This window comes from Mycobacterium asiaticum (assembly GCF_001673635.1).
GTDB lineage: Bacteria > Actinomycetota > Actinomycetes > Mycobacteriales > Mycobacteriaceae > Mycobacterium > Mycobacterium asiaticum_C.
Genome location: NZ_LZMH01000070.1, coordinates 1 through 18,750 on the forward strand (window position 1 = coordinate 1; position 18,750 = coordinate 18,750).

The 18,750-nt window shown below is 67.2% G+C and carries 20 protein-coding genes and 1 pseudogene; 10 read left to right on the forward strand and 11 right to left on the reverse strand.

Annotation, left to right across the window (positions count from 1 at the left end; genetic code table 11):
* From A5645_RS28410 to A5645_RS21315, 3 genes and pseudogenes are all read right to left on the reverse strand, one after another.
* A pseudogene (locus A5645_RS28410) lies at positions 1-217 on the reverse strand (hypothetical protein); the annotation flags it as partial.
* Between the two features lie 141 nt (positions 218-358).
* Positions 359-1,084, reverse strand: coding sequence for an MBL fold metallo-hydrolase (locus tag A5645_RS21310; protein WP_065130929.1), 726 nt, complete (start codon positions 1,082-1,084; stop codon positions 359-361).
* On the reverse strand, positions 1,084-2,376 hold the full coding sequence (locus A5645_RS21315; RefSeq protein ID WP_065130930.1) for a PucR family transcriptional regulator: 1,293 nt from the start codon (positions 2,374-2,376) through the stop codon (positions 1,084-1,086). The genes A5645_RS21310 and A5645_RS21315 overlap by 1 nt, the downstream gene beginning before the upstream one ends.
* A 47-nt stretch (positions 2,377-2,423) precedes the next feature.
* Here A5645_RS21315 and A5645_RS21320 point away from each other — a divergent pair, with 47 nt between their 5' ends.
* Genes A5645_RS21320 through A5645_RS21330 form a run of 3 tightly spaced genes read left to right on the forward strand, consistent with a single transcriptional unit; the run spans position 2,424 to position 4,238 of the window.
* The gene (locus A5645_RS21320) at positions 2,424-2,768 is read left to right on the forward strand and encodes an ArsR/SmtB family transcription factor (protein WP_065130931.1); all 345 of its coding nucleotides are present in this window, start codon (positions 2,424-2,426) and stop codon (positions 2,766-2,768) included.
* Positions 2,753-3,757, forward strand: a complete 1,005-nt coding sequence (locus tag A5645_RS21325) for a zinc-binding dehydrogenase (RefSeq protein WP_065130932.1) — start codon at positions 2,753-2,755, stop codon at positions 3,755-3,757. Before A5645_RS21320 ends, A5645_RS21325 begins: the two co-directional genes overlap by 16 nt.
* A gap of 40 nt (positions 3,758-3,797) precedes the next feature.
* Positions 3,798-4,238: an SRPBCC family protein gene (locus A5645_RS21330; RefSeq protein ID WP_065036391.1), complete on the forward strand. Its 441-nt coding sequence runs from the start codon at positions 3,798-3,800 to the stop codon at positions 4,236-4,238.
* Positions 4,239-4,248: 10 nt separating this feature from the next.
* On the opposite strand, the gene A5645_RS21335 is transcribed toward A5645_RS21330, so the two are convergent.
* Positions 4,249-5,820, reverse strand: coding sequence for a phytoene desaturase family protein (locus tag A5645_RS21335; protein ID WP_065130933.1), 1,572 nt, complete (start codon positions 5,818-5,820; stop codon positions 4,249-4,251).
* Between the two features lie 85 nt (positions 5,821-5,905).
* On the opposite strand from A5645_RS21335, the gene A5645_RS21340 reads away from it, so the two are divergent.
* A complete protein-coding gene (locus A5645_RS21340) occupies positions 5,906-6,514 on the forward strand; it encodes a TetR/AcrR family transcriptional regulator (protein ID WP_065130934.1) in 609 nt (202 codons plus the stop codon).
* A 6-nt stretch (positions 6,515-6,520) separates the two neighbouring features.
* On the opposite strand, the gene A5645_RS21345 is transcribed toward A5645_RS21340, so the two are convergent.
* Positions 6,521-7,384 (reverse strand): LysR family transcriptional regulator, encoded by an 864-nt coding sequence (locus tag A5645_RS21345; protein WP_065130935.1) that lies wholly within the window; start codon positions 7,382-7,384, stop codon positions 6,521-6,523.
* 100 nt (positions 7,385-7,484) lie between these two features.
* Between A5645_RS21345 and A5645_RS21350 the strand changes: the two genes are divergently transcribed.
* Entirely contained in the window at positions 7,485-7,898 is a 414-nt protein-coding gene (locus tag A5645_RS21350) for a tautomerase family protein (protein ID WP_065036387.1), read from the forward strand.
* Entirely contained in the window at positions 7,895-8,866 is a 972-nt protein-coding gene (locus A5645_RS21355) for an NAD(P)H-dependent flavin oxidoreductase (protein ID WP_065130936.1), read from the forward strand. The genes A5645_RS21350 and A5645_RS21355 overlap by 4 nt, the downstream gene beginning before the upstream one ends.
* Here A5645_RS21355 and A5645_RS21360 read toward each other — a convergent pair.
* Positions 8,863-10,308, reverse strand: coding sequence for a class I adenylate-forming enzyme family protein (locus A5645_RS21360; protein ID WP_065130937.1), 1,446 nt, complete (start codon positions 10,306-10,308; stop codon positions 8,863-8,865). The two genes, A5645_RS21355 and A5645_RS21360, sit on opposite strands and share 4 nt — an antisense overlap.
* A 7-nt stretch (positions 10,309-10,315) precedes the next feature.
* The gene (locus A5645_RS21365; protein WP_253867096.1) at positions 10,316-11,005 is read right to left on the reverse strand and encodes a hypothetical protein; all 690 of its coding nucleotides are present in this window, start codon (positions 11,003-11,005) and stop codon (positions 10,316-10,318) included.
* 178 nt (positions 11,006-11,183) lie between these two features.
* Here A5645_RS21365 and A5645_RS21370 point away from each other — a divergent pair, with 178 nt between their 5' ends.
* Together A5645_RS21370 and A5645_RS21375 are read left to right on the forward strand one after the other, a co-directional pair.
* Complete coding sequence (locus tag A5645_RS21370; protein WP_065036383.1) at positions 11,184-11,810, forward strand: nitroreductase family protein; 627 nt, start codon at positions 11,184-11,186, stop codon at positions 11,808-11,810.
* A gap of 70 nt (positions 11,811-11,880) precedes the next feature.
* Positions 11,881-12,390, forward strand: a complete 510-nt coding sequence (locus tag A5645_RS21375; protein ID WP_065036382.1) for an Rv1352/Rv1906c domain-containing protein — start codon at positions 11,881-11,883, stop codon at positions 12,388-12,390.
* 52 nt (positions 12,391-12,442) lie between these two features.
* On the opposite strand, the gene A5645_RS21380 is transcribed toward A5645_RS21375, so the two are convergent.
* The 3 genes from A5645_RS21380 to A5645_RS21390 all read right to left on the reverse strand — a co-directional run bounded on the left by A5645_RS21380 (position 12,443) and on the right by A5645_RS21390 (position 14,527).
* Positions 12,443-12,865, reverse strand: coding sequence for an anti-sigma factor antagonist (locus tag A5645_RS21380; protein WP_065036381.1), 423 nt, complete (start codon positions 12,863-12,865; stop codon positions 12,443-12,445).
* Between the two features lie 175 nt (positions 12,866-13,040).
* Positions 13,041-13,436, reverse strand: a complete 396-nt coding sequence (locus tag A5645_RS21385) for a phage holin family protein (RefSeq protein ID WP_065036380.1) — start codon at positions 13,434-13,436, stop codon at positions 13,041-13,043.
* A 23-nt stretch (positions 13,437-13,459) separates the two neighbouring features.
* Complete coding sequence (locus A5645_RS21390) at positions 13,460-14,527, reverse strand: amidohydrolase family protein (RefSeq protein ID WP_065130939.1); 1,068 nt, start codon at positions 14,525-14,527, stop codon at positions 13,460-13,462.
* 82 nt (positions 14,528-14,609) lie between these two features.
* Here A5645_RS21390 and A5645_RS21395 point away from each other — a divergent pair, with 82 nt between their 5' ends.
* The gene (locus A5645_RS21395) at positions 14,610-15,872 is read left to right on the forward strand and encodes a sialate:H+ symport family MFS transporter (protein ID WP_081288477.1); all 1,263 of its coding nucleotides are present in this window, start codon (positions 14,610-14,612) and stop codon (positions 15,870-15,872) included.
* A 91-nt stretch (positions 15,873-15,963) separates the two neighbouring features.
* On the opposite strand, the gene A5645_RS21400 is transcribed toward A5645_RS21395, so the two are convergent.
* Positions 15,964-17,247, reverse strand: coding sequence for a competence/damage-inducible protein A (locus A5645_RS21400; RefSeq protein ID WP_462355937.1), 1,284 nt, complete (start codon positions 17,245-17,247; stop codon positions 15,964-15,966).
* Positions 17,248-17,292: 45 nt separating this feature from the next.
* On the opposite strand from A5645_RS21400, the gene lipJ reads away from it, so the two are divergent.
* The gene (gene lipJ / locus A5645_RS21405) at positions 17,293-18,669 is read left to right on the forward strand and encodes a bifunctional lipase/adenylate cyclase LipJ (protein WP_065130940.1); all 1,377 of its coding nucleotides are present in this window, start codon (positions 17,293-17,295) and stop codon (positions 18,667-18,669) included.
* Positions 18,670-18,750: the final 81 nt, after the last annotated feature.

Below are 18,750 nucleotides of genomic sequence, written 5' to 3' on the forward strand. Positions count from 1 at the left end.
CGATCTCCGATCGGGTCGACGTCGAGCTGGCCCTGTTCGCCTGCCATTGGTACGGTCCGACGGTACTCCGCGCGGGGTCCTGGGGCAGCGGCGCGCCGACGGCGACCAGGCGAACTGTGGGGGCGGGGTCGGTGGCACCGGACGAAACACCAACGGCCGCAACGCCGATGCATGCCAATGTTGCCGCGCCGATGGCGAAGGTTCTCACGGTTGTCACTGCTCCCCCTATGTTGTATGTCGGCTCAAACTAAGCCGTATTCGACGCGATTGGCCTGTGTGCGGGCTGGGAAGCCGCTGCCGGTTCCCCGAGTGCGTCGGCGACCCAGGCGTTAGGACTACCGGTTCGACCGCCTCGAGTTCAGCGGTCGCCGCCGCCCCGCGCGGCGTACGCAGCTAACCAACGGCGTTGCCGCCGAACGAATTCAGCGTCGACCACCCTCCCGTGCCCCGGGACGTACACGGCGCCGGGCCCTCCGATCTGCAGCAGCCGTTCCAGGGTGGTGGGCCAGGCGGTGACGTCGGAGTCGGCGTCGATCGCCGGGTCGGCGGACTCCTCGATCAGGTCACCGGTGAACACAACGGCCGGGTCGTCCGCGTGAACCCCGGGGACGACCACGACCAGGTCCGAACGGGTGTGGCCGGCGCCCAGGTGGGAGACGCGGACGGTGCGGTCGCCGAGGTCGATCAACCCGTCATGCACGTGATGCTGTGGCTGGCGCAGGGCCGCGATGGCGCGTTCCACCTGCCCCGCGTCCGCGCCGTGCCGCACAGCGTCGTCGCGCAGGTCCGAGGTGGCCGATGCCAGGGATCGGGCCACTTCCGGCGCGCAATACAGCTCCGCTCCGGCGAACACCGATGAACCCAGAACGTGGTCAAAGTGCTTGTGCGTCAACACCACGTGGGTCACCGGGCGACCGGCGATCGCACGGACGTCCGACGCAACGGCGGCTGCCTCGTCGAGCGTGGTGCCGGTGTCGATGAGCAGCGTCCCGTCGCGTCCGCACACCAGACCGATCGTCACGTCACAAAACGGGAGTCGGCAGCGATGCACACCCGGGGCCAGTCGCTCCCAATGCTGGTGCACTAGTGCCCCGCGCGGAGTACCGTCGGACCGTACCAATGGCAGGCGAACAGGGCCAGCTCGACGTCGACCCGATCGGAGATCGGCCGGCCGCGCCGAGCGACCGCCCGCTCAAGTCGGCCCTTCAGCGCGTTGAAGGTGAGGTTCAGCTGTTGCGCGGCGATTTCGTGGGCGGCGCCGTTGTGCAGGTATATCCGCAGCGTCTCGCGCAGCACGGCATCGTCGTCAGTGTCAGATGCCAATGGGCCCAGCACGTCGGACACCCACTCGCGGACCTCATCGTCGGTGGTGCCCAACAGCCCCGCGGCCGTCATGGCGGCATCGGTTGCCGCGGCAATGACCCGCTGCCGACCCGGTGATCGCCCCGCTGTGGCTAGTACCGCCGCCCTGACCCGTTGCGCCTGACGGTGGGAGCGGCGGAACCCTCCGACACCCGATCCCACCGCGCCGATCGCCATGCACAGCGATTCCGTTCGCGCCGTCACGTAGTGGCGGACCTTCGTCGTGATATCACCCGGTGCGGCGCGAAACGGCAACCAGATCCAGGCGCTGGAGCGGTCGGCTGCGGCGATCAGCGGGCCGGCGGAGGTCTCGACCGAGTCGGCCAGGCCGCGGATGAATCCCTGGATACGGGTGAGCTCATCGTCGGTGCACTCGTGGCCGGGCAGCCAGACGACCAGGCCAAGGTGCTGCCAGTGCAGGGGATACCGGAGCGCGGCGGAGGCGGCCTCGACGTCGACGCCCGTGTTGTCGCTGAGCACCTCTTGCACCCGCATGGCTCGGATGCTGTTCTGGTTTTCCAGCCAGTGGCCGCGTTCATCCTCGTACTGCGCGGCCATTTGCTGCGACACCCGATCGACGTACTCGAGAACCACCGCGGTGATTCCTTCGATCACCCCCACCCGGGTGTTCGGTTCAATCGCCAGATCGTTCAGTTCCGCAAACACCAGCTCGGTCAGATGACGCTGTCCCAGCCGATAGGCACGTACCAGCGTGGTCAGCGGCAGATCATGCTGAGCCACCATCCTCGCGTATTCCAGGGCGGGCTCCGGCACGCCGATCCGGTCGACCTCGGAGCCATGCAGCAAAACGTCGAAGACCGTCAGTAGATTTGTCCGCACACTCGCGGCCAGCATGTCCGCCATCCGCGCGTCTGAGCCCAAGTCAGGAATTTGCTCTTCGAGTCCCGTCTGAATCATCAGGCTGATCTCGTCGATGCGCCGTGCCAGCCGCGTAGCGATAGTGACGACATGGCCGCGCACCACCTCGTCGGCGGCTCGGCGCTGCTCGGTCACGTTTAGACGGTAAATCGCGGTCCCGGGCGCTTAGCAGGCGCCTTGACATGTCGGATTTTTCCGACATATATTGCGGCGTGCCTACCCCCGATCGCCTCTGCGATCGCCTGTTCGTAGCACTGGCGAATCCGGTGCGACGTCGGCTCCTCGAAATCTTGACGCGCCAGCCCCTGTCGGCCGGAGAACTCAGCGACCGGTTCGAGCTCAGCCGCCCAGCCGTCGCCGAACACCTCAAGGTGCTGCGCGAAGCCGGCCTGGTCGCCGACGAACCTCGGGGTCGCCGGCGAATCTACCGGTTGACCGCGGAACCGCTTACGGCACTCGGTGATTGGTTGCATCCATTCGAAAAGATCTGCCGCAACCAGGAGGGAACACAATGCGAGCAGTCGTGATCACCAAACACGGCGACCCATCGGTTCTGAAGGTCCAGGAGCGACCGGATCCCCCGCCGCCGGGTCCGGGTCAGATGCGAATCGACGTGCGGGCGGCCGGGGTGAACTTCGCCGACCACCTGGCCCGCGTCGGGCTGTATCCCGACGCGCCGAAGCTGCCGGCGGTCGTCGGCTATGAAGTTGCCGGGACGGTCGCGGCGGTCGGCGAGGGCGTCGACCCGGGTCGCGTCGGCGAACGGGTGCTGGCCGGAACACGCTTCGGTGGCTACGCGGAGATCGTCAACGTCGCCGCGGCGGACGCGGTGACACTGCCCGATCCGACGAGCTTCGAACAGGGCGCGGCGGTGCCGGTCAATTACGCGACCGCCTGGGCGGGGCTGCACGGGTACGGGTCGCTGCGTGCCGGCGAGCGGGTGCTGATTCACGCCGCGGCCGGCGGAGTGGGCATCGCGGCCATCCAGTTCGCCAAGGCCGCCGGCGCCGAGATTCACGGCACCGCATCGCCGGGCAAGCATGCCAAGCTCGAAGAGCTGGGCGTCCATCGTGCGATCGACTACCGCCGCGACGGGTGGTGGAAGGGACTGGAACCCTACGACCTCGTCCTTGACGCGCTCGGCGGCACGTCGTTGCGGCGGTCGTACTCCCTGCTGCGACCGGGGGGTCGGCTGGTCGGTTATGGAATCTCGAACATGCAGGAGGGTGAGAAACGATCGTTGCGCCGGGTGGCGCCGCACGCGCTGGCCATGCTGCGCGGTTTCAATCTGCTCGATCAGCTCTCCGAGTCCAAGATCGTGATCGGGCTGAACATGCTGAAGCTGTGGGACGATCGCGGCACGCTGGAGCCTTGGATCACCCCGCTCAGCCAGGCGCTGCACGACGGTACGGCGTCGCCGATCGTGCACGCGGCCGTGCCGTTCGCTCAAGCGCCCGAAGCGCACCGGATCCTCGCGGCCCGCGAGAACATCGGCAAGGTCGTGCTGGTGCCCTGACCGCTGTTTCAACGGGTGCAGCCGCGGTTATCTACCGGGCATGGCTGTCACCGAGTCCAGAGAGGTCGTCATCGAGGCGACGCCCGACCAGATCATGGACGTGCTGTTCGACCTCGAATCGCTGCCGGAGTGGTCGCCGGCCCATCGCAAGGTGGAGGTCCTCGAGCGCGACGAGCAGGGACATCCCAGCAAGTCGCGGCAGGTCGTCAAGGTCGTCGGGGTCAGCGACGAGCAAGTGCTGGACTATTCCGTACACGACGACGGCGTGAGCTGGACCTTGGTGAGCTCCGGCTCGCAGCGTGCTCAGCATGCCCGTTACACCCTGACCCCGGACGGCGATTCGACCCGGGTCAACTTCGAGCTGACCGTCGACCTCAACGTGCCGGTCCCGGGCTTCCTGGTCAAGAAGGGCGCCAAGGGGTTGATGGAGACCGCCACCGACGGCTTACGCAAGCGGGTGCTGAAGACCAAGGGCACCTGAAAACGCTTCGCTAGGAAGCGTCGTCGAGTGCCTGACAGCCGGCGTTGTACCCGGGAGTGAAGGTGATGCCCGGGCCGCCATGGCATCCCGCGCCACCGAGGTAGAGACCGTCGACCGGGATGGGGAGATCGAGGAACCCCTTCGGGCCGGGGCGGTTGGGCCCCATCAGGTCCGGGTGCAGCAGGCCGTGGCAGAAGTCACCGTCGGGCGCGGCGAACATGGTCTGCATGTGGTACGGCGCGAAGGTGATGTGCCGCCGCACGATGTCCTTGAAGTTCGGTGCGAACCGGGTGATCTTGTCAATAACCTGTTGTGCCATCTCATTCTTGAGGTGACCATGCTGCTTGCGGTCCACCTCGACCGGGAACGCGTAGGCGTAGGCGCTCGCGGCGTGCTTGCCGGGCGGCGCCAGGCCCGGGTCGTGTACCGACGGGATCTGTAGGCCCATAGAGGGGTTGTCGGGCACGATGCCCCGTCGGCAGTTCTCCCACTGGCGTTGCTGCTCCTCGGGTGAGCCGAAGATGCCCACCGACATCTGCATGCCGGGTTCGTTCAACAACTCGTAGGGCGGCGCGAATTCGGGCAACTCGTCCAGGGCGAAGTGCATCTGCACGAACGACGCTCGGTGGTCACGACCCGAAAGGCGCGCGATGAGTTCGGCGGGAAGGTGTTCGGCCGAGACCAATGTGCCGAGCGTGAGCTCGGGCGCCAAGTTGGACACCACAGTCGGAGCGCCGATCGTCGAGCCGTCGCGTAACCGCACGCCCGTCACCGCGCTGTGGTCCACGAGGATCTCCTCGACCCGAGACCGAAAGCGGATCTCGCCGCCGTGCGAGACGAACAACTCGCGCAGATGGTCGGTCAGGGCACCGATGCCGCCTTTGAGTTTGGTCATCATCGCCGTGCCGCTGTCCGGTACGGCCAACGCGAAGGCCAGGCAGGTAGCGCTGCCAGGCGTATAGGGTCCGCGGTAGGTGGAGTTGACCGCGAGGAACGCCAGCATCCCCCGCATCACGGCGTGCTTGACCTTGTCAGGCAGATAGCGGTCGATCACGTCCATCGCCGATCCGAACAGCATCTCGTGAATGGCGCGGCGCTCGGCGTCATTGGCCGCGCCGGCGTACATCTCGTCCAGGGTCTTCGGCGGAGTGCGAACATCGAAGCGGCCCAGCGCTTTTGCCGGCCCCTGGCTCCAGCCGATCAGTTCGGCCATCCCGGTGACGGCCTCGAACCCGTGCTTGTCCCCCAGATGCGTCATCAACTGCATCGGGTCGCGGTAGAAGATCATCGGCTCTTCGCCGTTCTCGCCGATGTTGGTCGACATCACCTCCGGTTCCACCGTTGGCAAGGTGTCCAGGCCGAGGTCCTTGGTGATCTGGCTCGCGGTCGGAAACTGCACTGACCCGGCGATCTCGTAGCGGAAGCCGTCGATCAGTTCGACGGTCGCCGCCATGCCTCCGGCATAGGTGTTGGCCTCCAGGCACAACGTGCGCAGACCACCTCGCTGCAGGATCACCGCCGCGGCCAATCCATTGTGGCCGGCACCCACCACGATCGCGTCGTAGTACTCGTTACGCGTCATCCGACGAGAGTATGTCAGTACTGACATAATAGGAAGATGTCGGTACTGACTATCTCCTGACGGCTGGGATACCATCTCTCCTGCTATGACTGCATTGGTCCCCGGGACGAACCGACACACGCTCCGCCGTCAATCGACACACGAGGCGCTGCGCCAGGCAGCCCTGAACTGCTTCGCCCGCAACGGTTTTGCCAATGTCACGGTAACGGAGCTGGCCCGGGAGGCCGGAGTCACCGAGCGGACGTTCTTCCGGCACTTCCCCACCAAGGAAGCCGTGCTGTTTCAGGACTACGAGACACACCTCGAGTGGCTGGCCGAGGCGCTTGCCCAGCGACCGGCCTCGGAGCCACTGTTCGACGCGGTCCTGGCCAGTGTGGCGGCGTTCCCGCATGACATCGAGGTGGTCCGTCAGGCGGCGACCGCCCGCGCGGAACTGATCAGCGCCGACCGGATTGCGGGTCACCTGCGGGTGGTGCAGGCGTCTTTCGCCGCCACGCTGACCGACTTCATCAGACAGCGCTATCCGGAGGTGCCGAGCATCGCCCTCGTCGCCGAAGTCGCCGGTGCGGCGTTGGCAGCGGCTTTGTTTGTGGCGGTGGAGAATTGGGGCCGCCGCGGCTGTATCGACGATCTCGGTGAGCTGGTGGCGACGAGCCTGGAGCTGGTTCAGAACGGCTTCGCGGCCCTGGGGTGAGGCGGTTCAGTCGCGTTCGGCGACGGCTGCCTCCACGAAGCGGCGCAGGTTCGCATTGCGATGCCGGGGCAGAAAGACCAGGGCGACCGGACTCGGCGGCGCTGCGCGCAGCGTGATGAACCGCACCCCCGGATGGATGTTGCGTCGGACGGCGACATCGGGAATCACACCCAGGCCGCGATCGGCCGCGACCGATTCGATCCACTCATCGAAATTCAGTGTTTCCACGATCTTTTCGGGCCCTTCGCCCGCCGGCCAGGACCACGGGCCGGTGGTGCCGCTGGTGGTGTTGACGACCAGCGGGAACCGCGGGATGTCACGCCACTCCAACTCCGATCGCTCCGCCAGCCGACTGTGCACCGAACACACCGCGACACGTGACTCGTCGAAAAGATGAACCACGCGTACGGCGGTCGACTCGACCTGCCCGCGTACCACGGCGACGTCGACCTTGCCCTGTTCGACCGCGGCCAGCGCGTCGTCGGTGCGCACCAGGGTCACCGTGGTTCCGGTGGTCCGCTCGAAACTCGCGACGGTGCGCTGCGCCCAGGGGTCGGGTAGCAGCCAACTGAACCCCAACCGGATGGTCGCCTGGCGCCGTAACGCGCCGAACCCCCGCTCCAGTTCGGCAAGGACCCGCTCGACGTATTCCAGAAACGTCCGTCCTGCTCGGGTCGTCTCCACGCGCCGCGAGGTGCGGTCTAGCAGCGTGACCCCGAGCGCGTCTTCCAGCTGGGCAATGGTGCGGCTCAGCGCCGGCTGAGTGATGTTGAGTTCGTCCGCGGCCCGGGTGAACGACTTGAGCCGGGCGACCGCCTCGAACACCCGCAGGTGACGCAGCTCGACGCGCCCGCTCTGCACACCACTCATGCCTGACAAGCATAGATGCGCCACAGCAGGCATTTCACCACCGGTATAGGGCGCCCCGGTCTCGACGTTGCCTCACATGTCAGAAAGGAAACAGAAAACAATGCCACTGCTATACATCGACATCGTCGAGGGGCGGACGCCCTCGGAGGTTCGGGTGCTGTTGGACACCATCCACGAGGCCGTGGTCGAAGCGTTCGGGGTGCCCCAGCGCGACCGCTATCAGGTGGTGCGCAGCCATCCCGCCCACGAGATCGTCGCGCAGGACACCGGTCTGGGCATCGATCGCACCGACGCCTTGGTCATACTGCACGTGGTGAGCCGGCGCCGGCCACGCGAGCTCAAGCAGAAGTTCTATGAGCTGGTGGCGGCCAAACTCGCCGACCGATGCGGCCAGGATCCAGCGGATCTGATCGTGTCGGTAACCGAAAACGACGACGAAGACTGGTCTTTCGGGCATGGCCGGGCGCAGTTTCTCACCGGTGAGCTGCAGTTGGCGAAGGAGAGCCGAAAATGACGCTGAACACCCGTCTCACCGATGCGCTCGGCATCGAGCACCCCATTTTGCTAGCGCCGATGGCAATGGTGTCGGGTGGCCGGCTTGCCGCGGCGGTGACCGCCGCGGGCGGTCTCGGCCTCATCGGCGCGGGCTACGGCGACCCGGACTGGTTGCAGGCAGAGATTCAGAACAGCGAAAAAGCCCGTGTCGGATACGGGTTCATCACCTGGGCTTTGGTGCGTCAACCCGAACTACTGGATGCCGTTCTCGCGCAGCAACCCGCCACGGTCATGTTGTCGTTCGGTGACCTCGCGCCGTTCACCGCACCCATTCACGCCGCTGGGGTCCCGGTGACGGCGCAGGTGCAGAACCTCGCCCAGGCGCGCAGCGCCCTGTCCGCCGGTGCCGACATCATCGTCGCCCAGGGTGGTGAGGCGGGCGGACACGGAATGAGCGCCCGCTCGACCTTCACCCTGGTGCCCGACGTGGTCGACCTGGTCGCCGAACGCTCACCCCAGACGCTGGTGGTGGCCGCCGGCGGTATCGCTGATGGCCGGGGCCTGGCGGCGGCGCTGGCCCTGGGCGCTGACGGGGTCCTGGTCGGCAGCAGGTTCTGGGCGTCTCCGGAGGCGTTGGTCTCGACGCGGGCACAGCAGCGGGCTCTGCAGGCCAGCGGCGACGACACGATCCGCACCCGCGCCTTTGACCTTGTGCGACAACGGGAATGGCCACCGGAGTACGATCTGCGCCTGGTGGCCAACGCGCTCATCCGCCGGTGGCACGGCAACGAGACCGAGCTGCAGAGTCGGCTGCCCGAGGTGGTGGCTGCGTATGAGCGAGGTGTGGCCGCCGAGGATTTCGACGTCGACACGGTGCTGGTCGGCGAGGCCGTCGGAGTCATTCGCGAGATCCGTCCGGCCGCCGACATCGTGGCCGGCATGGTCGCCGACGCCGCGCGAATCCTCAACCGCGGCAACGAAAGCTAGGAAACGCCCGCGATCAGCGCGGCGAGCTGACTGCGATTGACCTTGCCCGTCGCGTTGTAAGGGATGTTGTCGACGATGGCCAGCTTTTCGGGCAGCTTGAAATAGGCGATCCGGGCCCGGCAGTGCGAGCGTAATTCCTCCAGCGTGACTGCCGTCCTGGCCACCACCGCGGCGCCCACCCGCTGCCCCAGTTCCTGATCGGCGATGCCCGCCACCGCGACGTCACTGACCGCCGGGTGGGACCGCAGCGCCTCCTCGACCTCGATCGGCCCGAACTTCTCGCCGCCGCGGTTGATCGTGTCACGCAGCCGGCCCGTCGGGAAAATGTAGCCATCCGCGTCCCGGCGCCCCAGGTCGCCCGTGCGCAGCCATCCCGGCACGGTGTTGACCGGGGAGTTGACCCACAACTCCCCCACCGCACCCTCTTCGACGTCCACGCCGGTGTTGGGATCGACCACGCGCACCTCGACGCCGGGCAGTGGCCGGCCCACCGATCCCGCCCGGGCCGGATCGTGATGATCCTCGGGCAGCAGGTTGGCATACGTCCCGAGGGTCTCGGTCTGGCCGAAGACGTTGGTGAAGGCTACCTGCGGCAGTGCGGCCACGGCGCTGCGCATCAACGTGGTGGGCGCGGCCGCCGCCCCGTAGGTGATGGCGGCCAGTGAGGACAGGTCGGTGGTGGCGAAGTCCGGATGCTCCAGGATCCGGTGCAGCATGGTCGGCACCAGGAACATCCCGGTCACCCGATATTGGGACACCAGGCGCAACCACTCCCCGGCGTCAAAGCGTTTCTGCACCACCAGCGTGTTGCCCGAGTGCAGGCTGGCGAGCAGTCCCAGCGAGCCGCCGACATGGAAATAGGGAACGCACATCATCACCGCCACCGGCGGCGTGTCCACGGCGAAGGGTCGCGACGTGCGCTGCAGGCGCGCCTCGAGTTGCCGGTTGCCGATCTCGACCGTCTTGGGCAATCCGGTGGTGCCGCTGGTGAACAGGATCATCGCCGCGGAGTCGACGGAGTCGGCGACCGGCTCGGGCGCCGCCGCTTTGCGGTCCTCGAGGAGGTCCGCGTCCGTCAGCACCGCCGGTACCCCGGCTTCCGCTAGCCGGTCGGCATACGCGGCCCCGGCCACCGCGACGCGCGAACAGCCGGCGTTGTCCATCAACGCCCGCAGCTCGCCCGGTGTCAGCGCCGGATTCATCAGCGCCGCCGCGGCGCCGATGCGCGCCGCCGCAAGCAGTGTCGCGATCGACAGCACGCCGGCGGCGTCGACAACGGCGACGCGGTCGCCTGCGGCGATGCCCCGGTCGGCCAGGCCGGTAGCGCAGCGACGGACCGCCGCGCCGAGTTCGCCATAGCCGACCGGACGGTCGTCGATGATGAGCGCGATGCGCTCCGGGTCTTGCGCCGCCGCGGCGTCGATGATCGTCCCGATGTTCATCCGTGCCTCAGTAGAGCGGGGACCACGTCGAGGTGCGCAGCAACCGGCTGGTCCACTGATCGCGCAGGTCCAGCGCGTCGTGCAGCCAGGTCCCGGGCACGCGGTACTCCGCCGGGATATGGGTGCGCAGTAGGTCGAGCAGCGCTTCGGGGCGGCTGATGCGTTGCATCAGGATCACTTCGCGGCGCAGATGACTGCCCAGCGCCGGCTGGAAGGACGCGTGCATCTTCAGCATGGACGAGGGTTGTTCGAGGGAGCGCGCATACACCTCGCCGCAGCGCACGATGTACTCCTCGAATTTGTCCTCATAGGGCCACATGGTGTCCTCCATGTAGAGGCTCATGTCGTGCTCCCGGCCGTCGACCGGCACCTCGTCGAACGAGACTTCCAGCATCGGCGACCACGGCAGCGGCACGAGCAGCTTCGCGTCCACCTCGTGGCGCAGTTCGTCCGTGTGGCGCATCCAGTCCCGCAGATCACCCCGCTGGACCCGGTGGGTCAACCGCTCCCAGGCGGCACCGTCGCGGACCGCGGTCACGGTGATAACGGTGTAGGCGGGGCCGCTGCCGTGCGCCTGGTTGGTGTACCAGAGCAGGCGGGCCTCGTTGCCGGTGGCGAGCATGGGCATCCAACCGTCACGGAAGGCGGCCTCGAAAGCGTCCTCGGCGCGGCCGCGCACCGTGTGGACTTCGTGCATGAACAGCAACGCCCAGACCTCTTTCCGCGGCGCTGCCTCACGAACGCCGGCTTTTCTGCCAGCACGGTAAACCGGCGCGGTTCATCCTGTCCATGTGCGTCTAACGCTCCCGTCAATAGCCGAGCTTTACCGATCGCGCGCCATCGGTGATTCTGAGCGGACGGCGAAAGGGCACGGAATGGACATCGCTTCAGTCGACGAATTGCTGACCACCACGCGCGCGGTACGCAAACGCCTGGACCTGACCCGGCCGGTCAGTCGGGAGGTCATCCTCGAGTGCATCCGCCTGGCGATGCAGGCGCCGACGGCCAGCAACGCCCAGGATTGGCGTTGGGTGGTGGTGACCGACCCGGGCAAGCGCGCCGCCATCGCCGAGATCTACCGCGGCGTCGGCGCCGAGTATCTGGCGCAGGCCGCCGCCACCGCGACCGATCCGCAGACCCAGCGCGTGTATCGCAGCGCGCACGCCTTGACGGACACTCTGGCGCGGGTGCCGGTGCACGTGATCCCGTGTTTGCTGCAACCCATCGATGACAGCAACCGGTTGGTCGCCGCCTCGGCGTGGGCGTCGATCATCCCGGCGGGCTGGAGTTTCCTGCTCGCCCTGCGGTCGAGGGGCCTGGGCTCGGTGTGGACGACGATGCACCTGGCCAGGGAGCGCGAGGTCGCCGACGTGCTGGGGATTCCGCCCACTGTCACGCAGGCCGCCCTGTTCCCGGTGGCCTACACCATCGGGACCGACTTCCGGCCCGCGGCAAGGCCACCCGCCGAGACAATCACGTTCTGGGATGGGTGGGGTGACTGATGCAGTCCTATGTCGTGCGTTCGCCGTCTGGACTGACACCACGCCGCGCGTAGCGGTACCCTGGTTAGTTATGCGCTCTAAGGAAACAGCTCGCACGGCGTGGCGGGTCGGTGCCGCGGCGCTGATGGTCGCCGGCTGGGCCGCATCCGTCGGCGTCGCTGCGGCGGATCCCGACCCGACGCCGGCTCCTGCTCCGGCCCCGGCCGGGTCGTCGGCGGCCCCGGCTCCTGCGGCGGCACCCAAAACGACCATGGACCACGACGGCATCTACAACGTCGGAACGGACATCGCGCCGGGCACATACAGCACCGCGGGCCCGGTCGGCAACGGCACCTGCTACTGGAAGCGGACCGGCAACCCCGACGGCGCGCTGATCGACAACGCGATGACGAAGAAGCCGCAGGTGGTGCAGATCGAGCCCACCGACAAGACGTTCAAGACGAATGGCTGCCAGCCGTGGCAACCGTCGGCGGACGCGCCTCCGCCCGCCGCTCCAGGACCGGTCGCGGGGGCTCAGCTGCAAACCAGCCTCGGCATCCTCAACGGCCTGCTCGGGCCCAACGGCCAGCACGTACCCTAACGGCTGTGCGCGCGGCGTGACGCGCTTGGTCAACGAAAGGGGCTGAGCCGGTTCACGCCGGCGGGGCCAACGCGTTTTCGACGTTGGTGTACATCGGCAGCAACCGGCGCAATCCGCACGCGGCGATGGTGCGGGCCACGATGGGTTGGTTGCTGACCAGCCGCAGATTCACCCCGCGGCGACGGCAACGTACCGACTCCTGCGCCAGCACCGCGTAGGCGCAGGAACCTAGGAAATCCAGCTCGCGGATGTCGATGACGAACGGGCCGGGCGCGATGGCGATGGCAGAGCTCCTGCTCACCAACCGCTGCCACACGACCTCATTGCTGGCATCGATATCGCCCCCGACATGGATGACGACGGCCGACCCGGTGCACTCGGTGACCGCGCGCAGGCCACTGTTCGGATCAGCAAGTTGCGAACTTAGCCGCGTGCTCCCGGGACCGGGCTTCGATCCGATCGCGACAGTGTTCATATTCCGCGTTATCCCGTCGTCGTGGGGGTTATCTTCGTCGTACCGAGAGACAGCGTAGGTGTTTGCCGGTCGTCAGAGGCGGTCTTCGAAAGCACGGACTTAATTAGCATATGTGTAATTGGGCCTGAGGACATAGGTAGTAGGCGCGAATTTTCGCAGGCATTTCACTGAGGTATCAATGCCGGCGCCCAGCGCGGCGGCTGGCCAGCGACAGCACCCAACTGACGATCGACAATAGGATGGCCGCCCAGATCGCGGTCCACCAAAAGTGATCGATCTGCAGTCCCCAATGAGTGGTGTGCTCGGTGATACGGGCGGTGATCCACAGCATCAGTGCGTTGACGACGACGTGGAACAGGCCGAGGGTCAGGATGTACATCGGAATCGACAAGACCTGCACCACCGGTTTGACGATCGCGTTCACGAATCCGAACAGGACAGCGACGACGAAGATGATTCCAATCCGCTGTACTGCATTGTCCCCGCCGACGAAACGCATTCCGGGCACGAAAAGAGTCACCACCCATAACGCAAGACCGGTGAAGGCCGCGCGGACCAGAAAAGGCACCATGCGCCGATCCTGCCACCGGGTGCTCAGTTCAGCTGGTAGAAGCGCTGGGCGTTCAGTCCGCCGATCTTTTCGCGGGATTGCTCGCTGATGTCCGACCGGTGGCGAAGGTGCTTGGTGCTTTCCGGCCACTCCCCGTCCCAATGCGGGTAGTCGCTGGCGAACATGATGAAGTCGTCACCCAGGACGTCGATCACGCCGGGCAGGATCGGCTCCTCAGGTTCACACGTCACCCAGATGTTGCCCGCCCGCAGGTACTCGTGCGGGTCGCGTCGCCAGCCCCGGTCGATCCAGTCGCCGCGCTTCTCGTAGTGCTCGTGCAGGCGGTCAATGAAGAACGGCACCCACCCGGCGCCGGCTTCCAGGAAGGCGACCCGTAACCGCGGATGGCGTTCGAAGACACCGCCGGACACCAGCGCGGTCATCGCAGTCATCTGGTCGAACGGGAAGCTGATGCAGTGCACCTGAATGTAGTTGGTGAACCGGTCCACGCCGATCTTGGGCAGGTGCACGCCCGGCGCGCCGTGGATGCCCAGCGGCATCTCGAGGTCTACGGCGGCGGCATAGAACGCGTCGAGGTCGGGATGGTCGAGGTTGCGAGTCTTCAGCGCCGGCGGCACCAGGGTTGCGACCAGTCCCAGCTCCTTGGCCTCAGCCATGATGTCGATGGCAACCTGCCCGTGCTCGATCGGGGTCACGCCCACCCCCCGCAGCCGACCGTTGGTCGGTGCACAGAAGTCGGCGATCCACTGGTTGTAGAGCCGCGCGAATCCGGCAGCGAACGCACGGTTTTCCAAGCTCGGCGCGCACAGGCCGAGGCTGGGATAGAGCACCATGGTGTCCAGTTGATCGCGGTCGGCGTCGCCCAGCATGCCCTCGGGAGTCGCGCAATTGAGGCCCGTCGCCTTGGTGATGCCGTGCTCGACGGGACAGCCGGCGCCGGGACCCTGGTCCTCGGGGTAGCGACGCCCTTCGATCACCAACCGGGGCCGCTCGCCGCCACTGACCGCGACATGCTCGGGCCACCGCTTGAGCATTTCCATCGCCAGGGTGGGGTTCTCGGCGACATGCCCGTCGGCGTCGATGATGCGCATGTAACCGGAACATACTCGCGCGTCGCACAGATTGGGGCCGTCGAAACTCGCGGTATTGCTGCGGGTAGGCCACGATGCTCAGGTGAGTAGACAGCGCCTGACCAGCGACCAGCGCAATTCGTTTGTCGCGGCGTTCCTGGGCTGGACGATGGACGCGTTCGACTACTTCATCGTCGTGCTGGTCTACGCCGACATTGCCGAGACGTTCCATCGCTCCCGAACCGAGGTCGCGTTCGTCACGACGGCCACCCTCGCGATGCGCCCGCTGGGTGCGTTGTTGTTCGGATTGTGGGCCGACCGCGTCGGCCGCCGGCTGCCCCTGATGGTCGACGTGGCCTTCTACTCGATCGTCGGATTCCTCTGCGCGTTCGCGCCGAACTTCACTGTGCTGGTGATACTTCGGCTGCTCTACGGCATCGGCATGGGCGGCGAGTGGGGACTGGGCGCGGCGCTGGCCATGGAGAAAGTTCCCGCGCAGCGCCGCGGGTTCTTTTCGGGCCTGCTCCAGGAGGGTTACTCGCTCGGCTACCTGCTGGCCACGGTCGCGTCGCTGGTGGTGATGAACGGCCTGGGGCTGTCGTGGCGGTGGTTGTTCGCGCTGAGCATCGTCCCCGCCTTCATCAGCCTGATCATCCGGTACCGGGTCGAGGAATCCGAAGTCTGGGAGGCCGCGCAGGACCGGATGCGGCTGACCAAGACCCGGGTTCGCGACGTGCTGCGCGAGGCGAAGGTGATCCGGCGTTTCTTTTACCTGGTCCTGCTGATGACCGCCTTCAATTGGATGAGCCACGGCACGCAGGACGTCTACCCCACCTTCCTGAAGGCAACCACCGACCACGGGGCCGGCTTGTCCAGCGCCACCGCCCGCTGGATTGTGGTGGCTTACAACGTCGGTGCGATCATCGGCGGGCTGGTGTTCGGGACGCTGTCGCAGCGGTTCGGCCGCCGCTACACCATCGTGTTCTGCGCGGTGCTGGGGTTGCCGATCGTGCCGTTGTTCGCATATTCGCGCACGGCCGCGATGCTCTGCCTGGGGTCGTTCCTGATGCAGGTCTGCGTGCAGGGCGCGTGGGGCGTGATCCCCGCGCATCTCACCGAGATGTCGCCGGACGCCATCCGCGGCTTGTACCCCGGGGTGACCTACCAGCTCGGCAATCTGTTGGCGGCGTTCAACCTGCCGATCCAGGAGCACCTGGCCGAGACTCACGGCTACCCGTTCGCGCTGGCGGCGACCATCGTGCCGGTGCTGGTCATGGTTGCGGTGTTGACGCTGATCGGCCAAGACGCCACCGGAATTCGGTTCGGCACCGCCGAGACCGCGTTCCTGCCGGAGCAAGCCCGCTAGCGTCTTCCCTCGCCGAGCGTCACGCCAGAGTGGCGTTGGGCGCCGAGCGTCACGCCAGCGTGACGTAAGGGTGCGACGAAAGGCGGCGAGGCTAGTCGCGCAGCAGCCGCAGCAGCAGGTGCATCGCCACCGTCGTGGAGCGCTCCCGCACGTCGGACCGATTGCCGGGCAGCCGCAGGGTCCGGGTGACGGATCGGCCATCGCCCAGCGCCACGGTGAAACAGACTGTGCCGACCGGTTTTTCCTCAGTTCCCCCGCCGGGGCCGGCGATTCCGGTGATCGCGATTGCCGTGTCGGCGTCGAAGCGCTTCAGGGCGCCGGCCGCCATCGCCTCGGCGACGGGCTCGGACACCGCGCCGTGCTGCTCGATCAGGCCGGCGTCGACACCGAGCAGCTGCACCTTCGCTGCGTTCGAGTAGGACACCACGCCGCCGGTCACATACTCCGACGAGCCCGGCCGTTCGGTCAGCCGCGCCGCCAGTAGTCCCGCGGTGCAGGATTCCGCGGTTGCGATTCGGCGGCCCGCCAGCAGCCCGGCCACCAAATCGTCGACCTGCGAACCGTCTTCGGAGAACACCTTGTCGCCGTGCCGGTCGCGTAGCAGCTTGGTCAGCTGCGCGTATGCGTCGGCCGCGCCGGGCTCGTAACGGGTCACGATCTCCAGCTCGCCCCGCCGCAGACAGGTGGTGATCTCCAGCGCCCCGAAGCCGTCAATGGCGGTCTCGGCATCGCGCAATGTCTCGGCCAGGCCCGACTCGGGCAGCCCGAACATCCGCACCATCTCCTGCCGGTACACAGTCCGTCCGGCGATCGCCTCCTGCACGCCTGGTGTCTCAATTGCCTTGCGCCACATCGGCTGCAGTTCGCGCGGCGGGCCGGGTAGCACCAGCACCGCCGGCTTGCCGGGCACCACCACGCCCGGCGCGGTGCCGACCGGGTCGAGGATCTGGGAGCCGACGGGAATCATCGCCTGCTTGCGGTTGGCCGTGCGCACCGACTCGAAGTTGCCGGGTTCCAGCAGGGCGGCGAAGGCCGGGTTGCGCGCCATCAACGATTTGAGGATCTCGGCGATCCGGTTCTCCAGCTCGTCGTCCAGGACCAGTTCGCGGCCGCAGAACCGGGCCACCACTTCGACGGTCATGTCGTCGGCGGTCGGGCCGAGGCCACCGCTGGTGATGATCAGGTCCACGCCCTGGTCGGCCATGAACCGCAGCTGCGCCTCGATGTCGGCGGGGCGGTCACCGCAGATAGTGATGTGCGCCAGTTCAACGCCCAATTCGAGGAGCCGATCGGCGATCCAGGGACCGTTGCGGTCCTGGACGCGGCCGGTGAGAACTTCGGTGCCGGTGACGACGATGCCTGCGCGTGCGCTCACCGTCATGAGATTACGCAGAGCAGCCGGTGGGGTTAGCCTGAGCCCGTGGCGCAGGCTCCGCGTACCCGGTACGCCAGGTGCGGCGATGTCGACATTGCCTATCAGGTACTCGGTGACGGTCCAACGGACCTGCTGTTGCTGCCGGGACCGTTCGTGCCGATCGACTCGGTGGACGACGAGCCCGGGTTGTACCGCTTCCACCGACGCCTGGTATCGTTCGCCCGGGTGATCAGGTTCGACCTGCGCGGGGTCGGCCTCTCCTCGCGCACCCCGGCTGCCGACCTGCTGGGCCCGAAGTTCTGGGCCGAAGACGCGATCGCGGTGCTGGACGCGGTCGGATCCGAGCGCGCGACGGTACTTGCGCCCAATTTCCATGCGATGACCGGCCTGGTGCTGGCGGCCGACTACCCGGAACGGGTGATCAACCTGGCGGTCGTCAACGGCACAGCGCGTTCGCTGCGGGCACCCGACTACCCCGTCGGCGCCGAGCCGCGCCGCCTCGACCCTTACCTCACTGTCGCGCTCGAGCACGACGCGGTGGAACAGGGTTTCGACGTGCTGCGCATCGTCGCGCCGTCGGTCGCCGACGACGACCGGTTCCGCTCGTGGTGGGACCTGGCCGGTAACCGGGCCGGCCCGCCCAGTATGGCGCGGGCCGTGGCGCTTGCTCTGGCTGAGGCCGACGTGCGAGAAACGTTGCCCCGCATCAACGTGCCAACCCTGATCCTGCACCGGACCGGGGCGATCTTCATTCCGGTCGGGCAAGGCCGCTACCTCGCCGAGCACATCCCGGGATCACGTTTCATCGAGTTCCCCGGTGCGGACGTCCTGTACTGGGTCGGCGACGCCGGACCCATGCTCGACGAGATCGAGGAGTTCGTCACAGGCGTGCGCGGCGGCGCCGCCGCCGAACGTGTGCTCACCACCATGATGTTCACCGACATCGTCGGCTCGACCCGTCGCGCCGCCGAACTCGGCGACAACCGCTGGCGTCACCTGCTCGACAACCATGACCACATCGTGCGCCACGAGATCCAGCGGTTCGGCGGTCACGAGGTGAACACCGCCGGCGACGGATTCGTCGCGACGTTCACCAGCCCGAGCGCGGCGATCGCGTGCGCCGACGCCGTCGTTGCCGCGGTGGCCGGGCTGGACCTCGAGGTACGGGCGGGCATCCACGCGGGCGAAGTGGAAGTGCGGGGCACCACCAAGATTGACGTCGCCGGCATGGCGGTGCACATCGCCGCCCGGGTCGCGGCCCTCGCGGATGGCGGCGAGGTGCTGGTGTCGTCCACCCTGCGCGACATCGTCACCGGCTCCCGGCACGTATTCGTCGACCGCGGCGAACACACTCTCAAGGGTGTCCCCGGCCAGTGGCGGCTATATGCCCTGGACCGCAGCCGGCCGACGCCCGGCCCCTAGGTGCTGGGACTGCCTTCTTGTCCGGGTATCCCCGGGTCGACGAGGCCGCCCCGTTCCTCTTGCTTGCCCGGTTCGCCGGGC